This window comes from Streptomyces sp. NPDC040405 (assembly GCF_055595765.1).
Genome location: NZ_JBVIVI010000008.1, coordinates 1 through 15,738 on the forward strand (window position 1 = coordinate 1; position 15,738 = coordinate 15,738).

A 15,738-nucleotide genomic window follows, 5' to 3' on the forward strand; every position below is an offset into this window, starting at 1 on the left:
GTGGTGGCGACCGGCCGCTCGGACTTCCCGAACCAGATCAACAACGTACTGGTCTTCCCGGGTGTCTTCCGTGGCCTCCTGGACGCCCAGTCCCGAACCGTCGACACCGCGATGATGCTTGCCGCCGCGAGCGCGCTGGCGGATGTGGTCACCGAGGCCGCGCTCAACCCGAACTACATCATTCCGAGCGTCTTCAACGACAAGGTCGCGGGCGCGGTGGCCGAGGCCGTCCGCGACGCCGCCCAGGCGGCGGACCTCGGCTGAACTCCCGCCCAACCCATTGGAGCTCCACACATGCAAACAGGACACAGCGCGGCGCCCCCCAACGACCACTCCGAGGCCGATTCCCCCGGTGCGGATCCGTCGAAGCGCACGAAGCGCTGGTGGAAGTTGCCCCTCGGCGTGCAGTCGGTGCTCGCCGTCGGCCTCGGCGCGCTGATCGGAAGTCTCGCGCCGTCCGTCGGTGAGCAGTTGAAGCTCCTCGGCGACATCTTCCTGAACCTGGTGCAGATGGTCGTGCTGCCCCTGGTCTTCCCGCTGATCGTGCTGGGCATCGCCCGTATGGAGTCGGTGAAGAAGGTGGGCCGGGTCGCCGGTAAGGCGGTCCTCTACTTCGAGGTCGTCACCACCGTGATCCTGCTGATCTCGGTGACGCTGGCCGAGGTCACCGGCATCGGCAAGGGCGCCCCGGTCGCCGGGGGCGACACGAAGAGTCTGGAAACGCTGGACAAGGGCGTCGACTTCCACGAGCTGGTCCTGCACTCGATCCCGAAGAACGTCTTCGCCGCGTTCACCGAGGGCAACCTGCTCGCCGCGATCGTCTTCGCGCTCTTCCTCGGCGTCGGGATGGCCGCGATCGGCGAGAAGTCCGCACCCTTCTCCTCGGTTCTGGAGTCCGTGTCGTCGGCCATGTTCAAGGTCGTCGGCTATGTCATCCGCCTCGCCCCCCTGGGCGTCCTCGGCTTCATCAGCTACGACGTGGCGCACTACGGATTCGGCAACCTCAAGAGCCTGGTCGGCTTCATCGCCGTGGTCTACGCGGGCCTGGCCATCGTCCTCGGCGTGGTCTTCCCGGTCATCGCGCTGATCTACCGCATCCGGTATGTGGATCTGCTCAAGGAGATCGGCGGACTCGTCGGCCTCGCCTTCGTCACCCGCAGCTCCGAAGCGGTGCTGGCACCGCTGATGGGCAAGCTCGAAGCCTTCGGCGTCAGCCGCTCGACGTCCTCGTTCGTCGTCCCCCTCGGCTACTCCTTCAACTCCGACGGCTCCGTGCTCTACCAGGCCACCGCCCTGGTGTATCTCGCCCACGCCTACGGCGCGGACACCTCGATACCCTCCCTGCTGCTCATGGTCGGTGTCCTGGTGGTTCTGTCCAAGGGGATGGCGGGCGTCACCTCGGCCTCCATCGTGGTACTCCTCGCCGCGGGCAAGTCGGTGGGCATCCCGCCCGAGGGGGTCGCGCTCCTGGTCGGCGTCGACTTCATCGTCGACATGGCGCGTACCGCGGTGAATGTCGTCGGCAACGCGCTGGCCGCCGCCGTCGTGGACCGTTCCGAGGCCAAGAGGAACACCCGCCAGGACACGCCGGAGGCCACCGCGACCGACGACGAGCCCACGGCACCGGCCCCGAAGGCGGAAGTGGGCGCCTCGAAGGGCTCGTAGCGCATCACCTCCTGGGTGGGAGAACCCAGAGCAATTCACTCGAACGAGCTACCTTGCGCCCCATCCCCGGGACCGGTCCCGGGGATGGGGCGCAGGATGTCGGACGCGAGTGCTGCCACGGGGGCGAACGGGTGTGCGCTGTACGACAACCCAACGCTGCCCGTGCGGCCGTAGCGCAGTCGAGGCGAGTTGCTGGGAGCGATCGTTGAACAGAACCAGGGATGTCTTCGCGATCCCGTTGGAAGACGGGGCGCATCTGGTGTACGCGCCCCTGCACGGCGTGGCCTTCGCCGCCACGAGCGGATTGGCGGCGGCCCTCTCCGGCGTCCTGACCACTGGCGACGGTGGTCAGGACGTCGTGGCGCTCGCCCGCGAGACCGGGCTCCTGAGCGAACGCCCGGCGCCGGTCACACGCCGCCGAGGGGACCCCGCGCCGACCGAGGTCACGCTCTTCCTGACGACGGCGTGCAATCTGCGCTGCACCTACTGCTACGCCTCGGCGGGCGACAATCCCGCCACGTATATGACGATGGATGTCGCCCGGCGCGGCATCGACTTCGTCATCGACAACGCCCGGCGCGCGGGTGCGCCGTTCGCCGGGGTGCACTACCACGGGGGCGGCGAGCCGAGCGTTCACTGGGGTCTGATGACCGAGTCGCTGGCGTACGCCCGTGAGCGGGCCGGTGACCTCCCGGTCATCGCGGCCTCGGCGGGGAACGGCGTGTTCACCGACCGCCAGATCGACTGGATGATCGCCAACCTCAACGGCGGCATGAGCCTGTCCTTCGACGGTCTGCCCGAGGCACACGACAAGCACCGGCCGACCGTGCGGGGCACCGGGTCGAGCGCTCGCGTCATGCGCACGATGCGGCGCTTCACCGACGCGGGCTACCCCTACGCGGTGCGGCTGACCGTCACCGCGGAGCAGATCCCGCTGCTGCCCGACTCGATCGAGTTCGTGCTGTCGAACTTCGCACCGAAGCGTGTGCAGGTGGAACCCGCCTACCAGCTGGGACGGCACGCGGGGGAGCCGGACGCGGAGACCGAGGAGTTCATCGCCGCCTACCGCGAAGCGCAGGGCAGGGCCGCCCGCTTCGGGCATGAGCTGATCTACAGCGCGGCCCGGGTCGGCACGCTGACCAACCACTTCTGCGGGATCACCCAGGACAACTTCTGCCTGAGTCCCGCGGGAAACGTATCGGCCTGCTTCGAGGCGTTCTCCGAGGACAACGAGTTCGCCGACGTGTTCTTCTACGGTTCGCCGGGGCCGGACGGCTACACCTTCGACATGGAGCGGCTCGACCGGCTGCGCGGTCTGGGCGTCGAGCACCGCTCGTTCTGCGACGGGTGCTTCGCCAAGTGGAACTGCGCGGGCGACTGCTACCACAAGTCGCTGGCGACGAACGGCCGAGGCGAGTTCACCGGGTCCCAGCGCTGCCACATCACCAGGGAACTGGTGAAGGACCAGCTCCTCACCCGGATCGCGGGGTCGGGCGGCCTCATATGGCGCGACGACCACGCCGGGGAGCCCTGCGGCGTCCACGGAGGCACGCACGATGAATGACGTCATGCTGCCCTGGCCGCGGCCGAGGCGCTCCGGGCAGGAAAACCAGTCCGAGCAGCCACCGGGCGACGCCCCGCGTTATGAGATCCAGCGGGTCGACGGCTCGGACGACACGGGGCCGGTCGAGGTCCTGCCCATCACCGGACCGCCGTGGTCGGCGACATCGGGGCGGCGTGGCCTTCTCGGGGCAGGGATCGCGTCGTCGGTCGCGGCGGCCCTGCTGCTCGGCGGCTGCGACGACGGGGGCTCGGAGGCTCCGTCCTCGCCGTCTCCCACCACCTCCAGTCCCTCGTCGAGTTCACCGACCCCCGACCTCCCGACGCCGACGTACGAACCGCCCACCCCCACGTACGAACCGCCGACGACGTACGAACCACCCACCTACGAACCGCCCACGTACGAACCACCGACGTACCAGGCGCCGGACCCCACCTATGGCGGTGGCGGCGGCACGATCTGCACCTGCAACAAGGTCTGCACCTGCATTCCGGTCTGCCAGGCGCATCGGCTGCTGCACCCCGATCCGGCGGTCCGGCGGATGGCGGAGATCGTGGTGCTGGCGATGGGGCCGCGCGAGCTGCCGTACCTGCGGTGGGCGGCGAACGGGGCGGCCGCTCCGCTGAACACGCGCATCGAAGAGTGCGTGGAGCGGATACGCGGCGGGCGCCGACTGGTGCGGGACGATCTGGGCGACCCGGGCTGCGCGCGCTACCTCACGTCAGGCGATCCGGTCATCGCCATGATGGCCGCGCAGGTCCTCACCCTGCGCGCGCTGTGGCTGGGCACGGGGCTGAGCGGGGCTACGGCGGACCGCGCTGCGCGGGCCCTGACCGTCGGCCGGGCCCTGCATCGCGAACGCGCGCCCGCATGGAGCCGTTAGCGTCCGCCACAACTCATCTACCAGGGGTTGTCGTTGATAGGGTCGGCGGCAATGGCGCACAAGGAAACCTCGACCCTGCCCGCTCCGTTCGCCCGCGAAGAGCAGCCCGGCGATATCGCCATCGTCGGGCTCAGCTGCCGATTGCCGGGTGGCATCACGGCCCCCGAAGGGCTGTGGACCGCGCTCGCCGATGGGCGCGATCTGGTCGGTGAGATACCGGCGGACCGGTTCGACTCGCGCCGGTTCGTGGACCCCGATCCACGACGGCCCGGCAAGGCGTACTCGGCCGCGGGTGGATTCCTTGAGGACATCACCGGATTCGACGCCGCGTTCTTCGGGCTGTCGCCCCGCGAGGCGAGCCGGATGGATCCGCAGCAGCGGCTGCTGCTGGAGATGGCCAGGGAAGCCCTCGACGACGCGGGTATCGACCCGGGGACGCTCGCGGGGTCCGGCTCAGGGGTCCATGTGGGCGTGAGCAATGCCAACTACGGCCAACTCCAGTACGCCCGCCCGGAGGCGATCACGGCGTACACGATGGCGGGGGCGGCGCTGTGCAACACCGCCAACCGGATTTCGCACCTGTTCGACCTGCGGGGACCGTCCATGGCGGTGGACACCGCCTGTTCCTCGTCCCTGGTCGCCCTGCACCAGGCCTGCGCCCAACTACGTGCCGACGATGCCGATGACGACACCGAGGACGGCCGTGTCGCGCTCGCCTGCGGGATCAATCTGCTGCTGAGCCCGGGGGACTTCATCGGGTTCTCCAAGGCGTCCATGCTCTCCCGGAGCGGCCGCTGCCGCACCTTCTCCGCGGACGCCGACGGATACGTCCGAGCAGAGGGCGGCGCGGTCGTGGTGCTCAAGCGCCTCGCCGACGCCAAGGCGGACGGGGACACCGTGCACGCCGTGGTCCTCGGCACCGGAGTGGGCGCGGACGGGCGTACGCCCGGGCTCTCCCTGCCTAGCGCGGAGGCTCAGGAGCACCTGATGCGCCACGTGCACCGCCGCGCCGGGGTGCGCCCCGAGGACGTGTCCTACGCGGAGGCCCACGGCACCGGTACGCAGGCGGGCGACCCGATCGAGTGCCGGGCGCTGGGCCATGCGCTCGGCGCGGGCCGCCGCACTCCGCTGCCCATCGGCTCGGTGAAGTCGAACCTCGGTCATCTGGAGTCCGGGGCGGGCATGGCCGGTCTGCTCAAGTGCGTGCTGATGCTGCGCCACGGTGTGATTCCGGAGTCGCTGCACGCCGAACCGCTCAATCCGGCCATCGACTTCTCCGCGCTGGGCCTGGAGCCGGTGACCGCGCCACGGTCGCTGGCTCCCGGGGCGCTGGCGATCAACTCGTTCGGTTTCGGCGGGGCCAACGCCCACGCCGTCCTCGGCCCGCCACCCCTGCCGTCCGCCACCCCGCCGCCGGAGGCGCGGTCCCTGCCGGTGCTGGTCTCGGCGGCCACCAAGGAGGCGCTCACCGAGGCCGTCACCCGCACCGCCACCCTGCTCCGGGACACCACCGACACGTTCTACGACATCGCCTTCACCAGCTGCCTCCGGCGCGGACACCACCGCGAACGGGCCGCCGTCGTGGCGGACAGCGCCGAACAGGCCGCCGCACTGCTGGAGACGATCGTCGAGGGCACCCCCGTGAGCGGGGGAGCGGCGGCGGGCGCGAGCCCGGGGCCGGTGGCGTTCGTGTACTCCGGCAACGGTGCCCAGTGGGCGGGCATGGGCGCGGAACTGCTGGATGCCGAACCGGTGTTCCGCGACGCCGTCGCCGAGGTGGACGCCGAATTGGCCGGGCGCCTGGGCTGGTCGGTGCTGGCGGAGCTGAGGTCCGCGCAGCCGGAGCTGTACCGGACCGAGATCGCCCAGCCGCTGCTGTTCGCGGTGCAGATCGGGTTGACCGCACTGCTGCGGGAGCGCGGCATCCGGCCCGCCGCGGTGGCGGGACATTCGGTGGGCGAAGTGGCCGCGGCGCACGCCTGCGGGGCGCTGGACCTGGCGGCGGCCTGCCGGGTCATCGCCGAACGCGGTCTCGCGCAAGCGGACACGGCCGGTGGCGGGCGGATGGCGGCGGTGGGTCTCCCCGCCGACGAGGCCAGCGCGCTGATCACCGGCCGGGGCGTGGAGCTGGCCGGAGTGAACAGCCCCACCGACGTGACCCTCTCCGGGCCCGCCGGGGAACTGTCCGCGCTCGGTGACGAGTTGCTCCGCCGCGGCGTGTTCTTCCGGGAGCTGGATCTGGACCACGCCTTCCACAGCCGGTCGATGGAGCCGATCCGGGACCGACTGCACACGTCGCTGGCCGGGCTCGCGCCACGTACCGGCACCGCGGCGTTCGTCTCCACCGTCACGGGCGGGACACTGCCGGGCACCGAGCTGGGCGCCGGATACTGGTGGCGCAACGTCCGGGAGCCGGTGCTGTTCGGGCCCGCCGTCGCCGGGCTGGTGGACGAGCACGGCTGCGGCACGATCGTGGAGATCGGCCCCCATCCGGTGCTGCTGGGCTATCTGCGCAGGCAGTGCGCCACCGCGGACCGGCCGGTGACCACGGTCGGCACGCTGGCCCGCGAGGCGGCCGACGCCGCCGCGGTGCGGACCACCTGCGCGACCGTGCTCGCCGCCGGGGCCGACGTCGACTGGGACACCTGCTTCCCCGTACGCGGCCGGGTGGTGCCGCTGCCCGCCTACCCATGGCAGCGCGAGCACCACGTCAACGGCGCCCCGGACTGGTGGTCGGCGGGATCGGGAAGTGGAGAGGATTCGGGCCACCAACTGCTCGGCGACCGGCTGCCGGCCGTGGAACCCACCTGGCAGACACCGGTCGAGCCCTCGCGGCACGGCTGGATCGGCGACCACCGGGTCAGCGGAGCGGTCGTGATGCCGGGCGCCGCGTATCTGGAGATGGCGCTCGCGGCCGCCCACACGAGCCACGAGGGCGCCGTGGAGGTCACCGGACTGGACATCGGCAAGGCGCTGGTACTGCCCTGGGACGACCCGGACATGGAAGTCACCGTGCAGACCCGTCTTGCCGGTGAGGTGCTCCGGGTGGCCTCCCGCCGCGGCGACGAGGACTGGCAGGACCATGCGCAGGGGCGGGTCCGCCGACTGCACGGCGAGCCGCCGGCGCCGCTGGACGTGGCGGCCATCCGCATGGCAGCCCCGACCGAGATCTCCGGCGAACGGCACTACGCACGGATGCGGCAGGTCGAGCTGGCGTACGGGGAGGCGTTCCGCGGTGTCCAGCGGCTCGCCGTGGCCCGTGACACGGTGCTCGCCGACTACGCCAACCCCTCCGGGGCGCAGGGGTTCCACGCCCACCCGGCCCTGATCGACGCCACGCTGCAATCCATCGCGGCGCTGCTTCCCCGCACCGAGAACGGGCAGGTCCACCAGTTCCTGCCCGCCACACTGGAGCGGGTCCGGTTCTGGCGGACCCCCGCCGACCGGGGCGTGGCACTCATCCGGGCGCGCACCCTGTCGCTGCGCGAGGCGGTGGTGGACATCACCGTCGCCGACCCGGACGGCACCGTCGCCATGGAGCTGCGCGGAGTCCGCGTACGCCGGAACAAGGGAGCGGCGAGCGGCGTCGACCAGATCGTCACCACGCTCCGGGCCGCGCCGCTGCCCGGCGCCACCGGCCCGGCCGGGCTGCCGACGGCCACCGCGCTCGCCGCCGCACGCGCCACCGAAGTGGCGGCGCTGACCGCGGATGTCCGGAGCCACGACGGCCCCGCCTTCGTACGCCGGGTCAAACACCTCACCGGCCACTTCGTGACGGCCGCGCTCGCCGAACTGGAGGAAACGGGCGCGCGACCGGCCAACCGCGAGCTGTACGAGAACCTGGAGGCGCTCACCGAACGGGAAGGTGTGCTCGACCGGACCCCGGAACCGGACCGCCTCCTCGCCGATCTGCTGCGCGACTTCCCCGCCATGGCACCGGAGCTGCTCCTGTACGCGCGGTGCGGCCCGCAACTGGCCGGGGTGCTCACCGGAGACGTCGATCCGGTGCGCTTGCTCTTCTCGGACACCGAGCGCCTCGCCGAGCTGCACTACACGACCTCCGTGGTGCACCAGTACCTGAACCGGATCGCCCGGGAACTGCTCACCGGGCTGGTCGACGCCTGGCCCGCGGACCGGCCGCTGCGGATCCTGGAAGTCGGCGCCGGGACCGGATCCACCACCGCCTGGCTGCTGCCCCGGCTGCCCGCCGACCGCACCACCTACGCCTATACGGACATCTCCAGCGCGTTCTTCCCCCGCGCCCGCCACCGGTTCGCCGACCATCGGTTCCTCGACTACCGGACGCTGGATCTGGACCGGGACCCCGCAGAACAGGGTTTCGCGGCCGCCTCCTTCGACCTGGTGATCGCCGCCAACGTCCTGCACGCCACCACCGATGTCCGCCGGGCCCTCGGCCACCTCACCGAACTCCTCGACAGCGGTGGCAAGCTGCTCGCCGCGGAGTTCCACGACAACGACCTCTTCGCCCCCTGCTACGGGCTGCTCGCCTCGGCGACCGGCTTCACCGACACCGAGCTGCGCCAGGACACGCTGCTGGCCCGCGAGCAGTGGCCCGGCGTGCTGCGCTCCGCCGGGTTCACCGACGTGGCCCAGCTCGGCGACGAGCCCATCTGCTCGGTCCTCCTCGCCGACCGGGGGATGCGTGAACAGCCCGCGCCGGAGCCCGCGGCCACCGCGCCCGGCCACTTCCTGGTGGCGACGGACGGCCTCGACGACCTGGCCGCATCCGTGGTGGCGCGGCTGCGCGGCCCGGACCGCTCCGTGAGCCACATCGACGCCTGCGCCGACCCCGCGCGATGGGGCGCCGCGCTGAACGGCACCGAGGAGAGCACCGGGATCCTGGTCATGCTCGGTGACGATGCCACCCAGAACGATGATGCCACCCAGAACGACGAGGCCGCCCAGAACGACGAGGCCGCCGCGAACACGGATGACCCCGTCGGCCTGGTCGTCCGGCAGGCGGCAGTCCTCAGGGCGATGGTCACCGCCTGCCAGGCACTGCCCGAGAGCCGTGAGGTGCACGCCTGGGTGCTGACCACCGGCGGGCACACCGCCGTTCCCGAACGCCCCGCCCCGGCCGCCGCCTGGGCCCAGGCGCGCACCCTGACCAGCGAGAACCCTCTGCTGAGGGTTCGTAGGATCGCGGTGGCCCCCGGCGCGACCGCGGCGGACGTCTGCGCGGAACTCCTCGCGGGGACCGACGAGGACGAGGCCGTGCTCACCGAAGGCGGGCGCTTCGTACCCCGGATCACCCGGCGCCACTCCGCCACTCGCACCGTCCGCCCCTTCGCCCTGGCCGTGGCGGACGACGGACCGGCCTGGACGGCGGTGGCCCCGCCCGAACCCGGACCCGGAGAAGTGGTCATCGAGGTGCGGGCGGCGGCACTCAACTACGCCGACATCATGGTGTCCCGGGGACTGGTGCCGCCCATGGCCGAGACACCGGAGACCGGTACCCCGCGGCTGGGCCTCGAATGCGCCGGAGTGGTGACCCGCGTCGGCGCAGGTGTGACCGGCCGGGCCGTGGGCGACCGGGTGATGGCCGCCCAGTCCGGAAGCCTCGCCTCGCATGTGCGCTGCCCGGCCCGGGTCACCATCCCCATCCCCGAGGACATGCCGTTCACCGAGGCGGCCACCATCCCGACGGTCTTCGCCACCGTCCACTACGGCCTCGACTACCTGGCCCGGCTCCGCCGGGGGGAAACCATCCTCGTGCACGGAGCCGCGGGCGGAGTGGGACTGGCCGCGCTGCGCTACGCCGAACACGTCGGGGCGACCGTCATCGCCACCGCGGGCACCCCCGCCAAACGCCAGCTGCTGCGCCTGCTCGGGTACGCACACGTACGGGACTCCCGGAGCCTCGGCTTCGCCGATGAGGTCCTCGACATCACCGAGGGCCGCGGGGTGGACGTGGTGCTCAACTCGGTGGCGGGGGAGGCGCTGGGCCGTGGCATGGAACTGCTGCGCCCGCACGGCCGGTTCGTGGAGCTCGGCAAGCGCGACATCCTCGCCGACAACTCGCTCGCCCTGCGGCCGTTCTCCCGCGACCTCTCCTTCTTCGGGGTCGACCTCACCAGTCTGCTCCAGGGCGACAGCCCGGTGGCCGGGCAGATGATCGAGGAACTGACCGAGCACGTCGCATCCGGGGTGTACCGGCCACTGCCGCATCTCACCTACCCGGCGGACCAGATCGCCGACGCCATGGCGCTGCTGCGGGACTCCCGGCACATCGGCAAGATCGTCATCACGCTCGACCCCGCGGAACCGGTCCCCGTACGCGTCTCCCGGCCTCCCATGGCCCTGGACCCGGAGGCGACCTACCTCGTCACCGGAGGGCTCGGCGGGTTCGGCGCGGCCACCGCCCTGTGGCTGGCCCGCTGCGGGGCGCGCCACCTGGCGCTGGCCTCCCGCAGTGGGGCCGCCCACCCGGAGGCCGGTGCGGTGCTCGCCCGCATCGCCGAGGAGGGCGCGCGGGCGACCGCCTACGCCACCGACATCACCGACCCCGAGGCCACCCGGGAACTGGTGGCCGCGATCGACGCCACCGGCCATCCGCTGCGCGGTGTCATCAACGCCGCCATGGTGCTCGACGACGTCCTCGACGACGCCACCGCGGTGGAGCTGGGCGACGAGCGGACCCGCGCCGTGGTGAGCCCGAAACTCGACGGGACGGCACACCTGGACCGGCTCACCCGTGACCGGCCACTGGACTTCTTCGTCTTCTACAGCTCCATCTCCGCCCTCGCGGGCAACCTCCGGCAGAGCACCTACGCCGCGGGCAACCTGGCGGGCGAGGCCATCGTCCGGCAGCGCCGGGCCGCGGGACTGCCCGGACTGGCCGTGCAGTGGTGCGCCATCTCCGACACCGGCTACGCCGACCGGGCCGACATGGTCGACACCATGCGGCAGGCCGGGTTCGGCGAACTCGACTCCACGACCGCCACCCGGGCCCTCGGTGAGCTGATCACCGATCCCGACGCGGACGTCGTCATGGTGGGGAACACGGACTGGGCACAGACCGCGAAGCTCCTCCCCGCCGTCGCCGCACCACGCTTCACCGAAGTGCTTCCCCCGCCCGACGCCGACCCCCACGACACCGACCGGAACGTACCGCGGCTGGTGCGCTCGGCGGACGAGCAGGAGGCGCTGGCCATCGTCACCGAGGTACTGGTCTCGGCGCTGGCCACCGTGCTGCAGACCACCCCGGAGCGGATCGACCCCGACACCCGGCTCGACCAGCTCGGCCTGGAGTCGCTGATGGCGGCCGAGCTGAGCTCCGTACTGCAGCGCAGGCTGGACTGCGTCGTCCCGACGATGGAACTGGCCACCGCGGCCGGTGTCCGGCAGCTCGCCCCGCGCCTCCTCGGCCGGGTCAGGCGGGGCGCGTGAACCAGCACCCGCCGTTCCCCGCCCCGGAGCTCAACCGGCTCACCGACCGGCAGACCGCGCGGATCCGGCTCTACTGCGTGCCGCCGTCGGGCACCGGGTCGGAGTTCTTCCTGCCCTGGGTCGCCGCGTTCTCCGAACTGTTCGACCTGGTGGCCGTCGACCTGCCGGGCCGCGGTACCCGCTCAACGGAACCGTCGATCACCGACATCGGCTGGGCCGCCACGGGCATCGCCGAAGCGATCGCCACGGACCTGCGCCACCGGCCACCCGCCGATGGCTTCTACGCCGTCTTCGGCCACAGCTTCGGAGCGCTGCTCGCCTTCGAGGCCACCCACCGGCTCCGGTCGGTGTCGCGCACCGAGCCGAACCTGCTCGCCCTGTCCGCCGTTCCGCCACCCGACCGCGACGGTCTCGACGCCCACATCGCGCGCAACCTCGGCGCCGGGATCGCCGTCATCACCGAGATCATGGGCTGGGAGCAGCCGACCGAGGAAACGCTCACCCGGACCGTCTACACCCCGTTCCTCGCGGACGCGGTGGCGCTGCTGCAACACACGCGGCAGCCATGGCCGCCGCTGCGCGCGCGGCTGAGCGTCTTCGGCGGACTGGACGACCCGATGGTCGACCCCGGGACACTGCACGAGTGGAGCGCAGTCACGACGACCGACGCCCGGATCCACCGCTTTCCCGGCGGCCACCACTATCTGCGCACCCAATGGGCCGAGGTGGCCGGCCGGCTCACGGACGATCTGCTGGCCGCGTACCGTCTTCCGGCGCGCGACACGTAGCCCCCGCGGCATCGCGAGGCCGATGCACCGGGCGCGGTGGCGACGATGCCCGCGAAGGCGGCGGACAAGGCCGCGAGAGCGGGTTCCCGGCCGCGTCCGCACTCGCGTTACGGTGTGGAACCGACAGCCACGGTTGAGGGCCTCCTCGACGTTCCGCACCATTTCAGAGAGAACCGATGAGAAAGATCATCCTCGACTGCGATCCCGGGCACGACGACGCGATCGCCATGCTCCTCGCGCATGGCAACCCCGACGTCGAACTGGTCGCCGTCACCACCGTCGTCGGCAACCAGACCTTGGAGAAGGTCACACGCAACGCCCTCTCGGTCGCCCGCATCGCGGACATCACCGGCGTGCCCTTCGCCGCAGGCTGCCCCCGCCCCCTGGTGCGCACCGTCGAAACAGCCGCCGACATCCACGGCGAGAGCGGCATCGACGGCCCCGCGATGCCCGAGCCCGTCCTGCCCCTGGACTCGCGCCACGCCGTCGACCTCATCATCGACACCGTGATGGCCCACGAGCCCGGTGAGATCACCATCGTGCCCACCGCGGGCCTGACCAACATCGCCCTCGCGGTACGCAAAGAACCCCGCATCGCCCAACGCGTGCGCGAGGTCGTCCTGATGGGCGGCGGCTACCACACGGGCAACTGGAGCCCCGTCGCCGAGTTCAACATCAAGATCGACCCCGAGGCCGCCCACATCGTCTTCAACGAGGGCTGGCCGGTCACCATGGTCGGCCTCGACCTGACCCACCAGGCCCTCGCCACTCCGGCGGTCATCGACCGCATCGCCCAGGTCGGCACCGCGCCCGCCGTCTTCGTCAACGAACTCCTCGACTTCTTCGGCGCCATGTACCTCAAGGAGCAGGGCTTCGCACACCCCCCGGTGCACGACCCGTGCGCCGTCGCGTACGTCATCGATCCCGCCGTCATGACCGTGCGCAAGGCCCCGGTGGACGTCGAACTCACCGGCACCCTCACCCTCGGCATGACCGTCACCGACCTCCGCGCACCCGCCCCCGACGACTGCCGCACCCAGATCGCGGTCACCCTCGACCACCAGCGCTTCTGGGACCTGATCGTGGACGCCCTCGAACGGATCGGTGACGTACGCGCATGAGCCCCTCTTCCACCGAACCGGCCCGTGCCGCCCGGGCCGCCGCACCGGGCGGCAACGGCCCCGTCCGGATCTGGGTCCTGGTCACCGCGCTCCTGACGGCCTGCTTCGCCTTTCAGCTCAACGCGAGCATGCTCAGCCCCGCTCTGAAGAGCATCGAGGACTCGCTCGGGGCGACCTCGGCCGAAGTCGGCCTGACCCAGACCGCGTTCTTCACCTCGGCGGCCCTCTTCTCGCTCTTCCTGCCCCGCCTGGGCGACCTCATCGGCCGACGCCGCGTCCTGGCCGGAATGATGGCCCTCATGGCCGTCGGCTGCGTGCTGGCCGCACTCGCCCAGAGCGTCCCCATGCTCTTCGCGGGCCGCGTCATCCAGGGCGTATCCGGACCCACCGTGCCGCTTTGCCTGATCATGCTGCGCAACGAGGTCCACGAACCGAAGAAGTACGGCACCCTCCTCGGCGTCATCACCGCCGTCAACGGCGGCATCGCGGGCGTCGACTCCCTCGCGGGCGGATACCTCGCCGACCACCACGGCTTCCAGTCCATCTTCTGGGCCATGGCCGCCGTCGCCGCACTCGCCACCCTCCTGGTCGCCACCCTCACCCCCGAGTCGGTCGCCACCAAGGCCACGGACGACGCTCGGAGCCGCATGGACTGGCCCGGAGTCGCGCTCCTCGTCGTCTCGGTCGGAGCGGCCCTGATCGCCCTGAACGAGGCCGGGAAACTCGCCGACGCCAACTGGCCGCTCGTCGCCGCCCTGTTCGTCGTCACCGCCATCGCCTTCGCCCTGTTCTGGCGCACCGAGGACCGCGGCAGCCACCCCCTGGTCGCCACCCACCACCTCAGGCAGCGCTCCACCTGGGCACTGCTGCTGACCACCGTGCTCACCATGACGGGCGTGTTCGCCGTCATGAACGGTCTGCTCCCCGCCTTTGCCCAGGACGCACAGGCGGGTTTCGGCATGACCGCCGAACAGTCCGCCTGGTGGACCCTGATCCCGTACGCGCTCGCGGGCCTGGCGACGGGCCCCCTCGCCGGACGTCTCGCCGCCACCCGCGGCTACGGCCGCATCCTGCGCCTTGGCCTCATGGGCTCGGCCGCCACCCTCGCCCTGATGCTCCTCACCCTGCGGGCCGACTCCCGCCCGCTGCTCCTGGTGGCGTCGATCCTCATCGGGATCACCTACGCGGGCGTGGGCAACATCGTGCTGAACGGTCTCGGCATCGTCCTGTCCCCGAAGGAGAACCCCGGCTTCCTGCCGGGCCTGAACGCGGGCGCCTTCAATCTCGGCGCGGGACTCAGCTTCGCCCTCGTCTACGCGGCGCAGACGGCCGCCGAGCCCGCGGACAGCACGTCCACCACCGGATACGGCGCGGGCATCATCACGGGAGCCGCGCTCATCGCCGCCGCCTTCGTGACGTCCTTCCTCATCCCCAAGCCGGTGGCGGCGGAAGCGACGCCGTGACCCTGCCGCTGTCGGGTGTCTCACAGTGACAGCGGCCGGTGGTGGAGCGGGCACACGGCGAGCGATGGCAGTATCGGGGCATGGCTGAGCAGATCATCGCCGCGTGTGACGGCGCGTCCAAAGGCAATCCCGGGCCCGCGGCCTGGGCATGGGTCATCGCCGGTTCCGGCAGTGAGGTGGAGCGCTGGGAAGCCGGGCCCCTGGGCGCCGCCACGAACAACGTGGCCGAACTGACCGCGCTGCAAAAGCTGCTGGAGGCCACCGACCCGGCTGTGCCGCTGCAGGTACGGATGGACTCCCAGTACGCGATGAAGGCGGTCACCACATGGCTGTCGGGGTGGCGGAGGAAGGGGTGGAAGACCGCCTCCGGGTCACCGGTGGCCAACCGGGACCTCGTGGTGCGCATCGACGAACTGCTGACCGGCCGCTCGGTCGACTTCGTCTACGTACCCGCACATCAGGTCGACGGCGACCCGTTCAACGCGGCCGCGGACCAGGCCGCCAGCCACACGGCCCGCACACAGCAGGCCGCAGGAACCTCGCTCGGCTCCGCCCTGCCGCCGCCCGAGCCCCAGAAGGCTCCCCGCTCAGCCGGTCGCAGCGGCCCGTCGAATTCGCAGGCGACTGCCAAGAAGCGAGCGAAGACCGCCCGCTCGAGCAGTGGTTCGATCAAGGCGAAATTCCCCGGCCGGTGCCGCTGCGGCCAGCCGTACCCCAAGGGCGAGCTCATCGCGAAGAACCCCGACGGCTGGGGCCACCCCGCCTGCGCGACCCAGGCCAAGACGGCTGACTAGGACACGGGGACAGGCGGCACCGTAGGACCCGAGCCCCGGCCCGCCGGGGTCGG

General features: G+C 71.5%; 9 protein-coding genes. All 9 read left to right on the plus strand.

The genetic code is table 11. The features are described from left to right. The coding region (locus tag ACZ59A_RS29310; RefSeq protein ID WP_470964487.1) for a malic enzyme-like NAD(P)-binding protein at positions 1 to 264 on the plus strand (264 nt) is incomplete at its 5' end. A 30-nt stretch (positions 265 to 294) separates the two neighbouring features. Beyond that, positions 295 to 1,665, plus strand: coding sequence for a dicarboxylate/amino acid:cation symporter (locus ACZ59A_RS29315; RefSeq protein WP_470964490.1), 1,371 nt, complete (start codon positions 295 to 297; stop codon positions 1,663 to 1,665). 205 nt (positions 1,666 to 1,870) lie between these two features. Next, positions 1,871 to 3,229 carry a radical SAM protein gene (locus ACZ59A_RS29320; protein ID WP_470964493.1) on the plus strand — a complete coding sequence of 453 codons (1,359 nt, stop codon included), beginning with the start codon at positions 1,871 to 1,873 and terminating at the stop codon, positions 3,227 to 3,229. Further along, positions 3,222 to 4,109: a hypothetical protein gene (locus ACZ59A_RS29325; protein WP_470964496.1), complete on the plus strand. Its 888-nt coding sequence runs from the start codon at positions 3,222 to 3,224 to the stop codon at positions 4,107 to 4,109. The genes ACZ59A_RS29320 and ACZ59A_RS29325 overlap by 8 nt, the downstream gene beginning before the upstream one ends. Positions 4,110 to 4,160: 51 nt before the next feature. Beyond that, positions 4,161 to 11,519: an SDR family NAD(P)-dependent oxidoreductase gene (locus tag ACZ59A_RS29330; RefSeq protein WP_470964499.1), complete on the plus strand. Its 7,359-nt coding sequence runs from the start codon at positions 4,161 to 4,163 to the stop codon at positions 11,517 to 11,519. Beyond that, the gene (locus ACZ59A_RS29335; protein WP_470964502.1) at positions 11,516 to 12,307 is read left to right on the plus strand and encodes a thioesterase II family protein; all 792 of its coding nucleotides are present in this window, start codon (positions 11,516 to 11,518) and stop codon (positions 12,305 to 12,307) included. The genes ACZ59A_RS29330 and ACZ59A_RS29335 overlap by 4 nt, the downstream gene beginning before the upstream one ends. A 176-nt stretch (positions 12,308 to 12,483) precedes the next feature. Then, positions 12,484 to 13,428: a uridine-preferring nucleoside hydrolase UriH gene (gene uriH, locus ACZ59A_RS29340; protein ID WP_470964505.1), complete on the plus strand. Its 945-nt coding sequence runs from the start codon at positions 12,484 to 12,486 to the stop codon at positions 13,426 to 13,428. Then, positions 13,425 to 14,891 (plus strand): uridine transporter UriT, encoded by a 1,467-nt coding sequence (uriT, locus tag ACZ59A_RS29345; protein WP_470964508.1) that lies wholly within the window; start codon positions 13,425 to 13,427, stop codon positions 14,889 to 14,891. Before uriH ends, uriT begins: the two co-directional genes overlap by 4 nt. A gap of 80 nt (positions 14,892 to 14,971) precedes the next feature. Continuing rightward, positions 14,972 to 15,685, plus strand: a complete 714-nt coding sequence (locus tag ACZ59A_RS29350) for a ribonuclease H family protein (protein ID WP_470964511.1) — start codon at positions 14,972 to 14,974, stop codon at positions 15,683 to 15,685. Positions 15,686 to 15,738 lie beyond the last annotated feature (53 nt).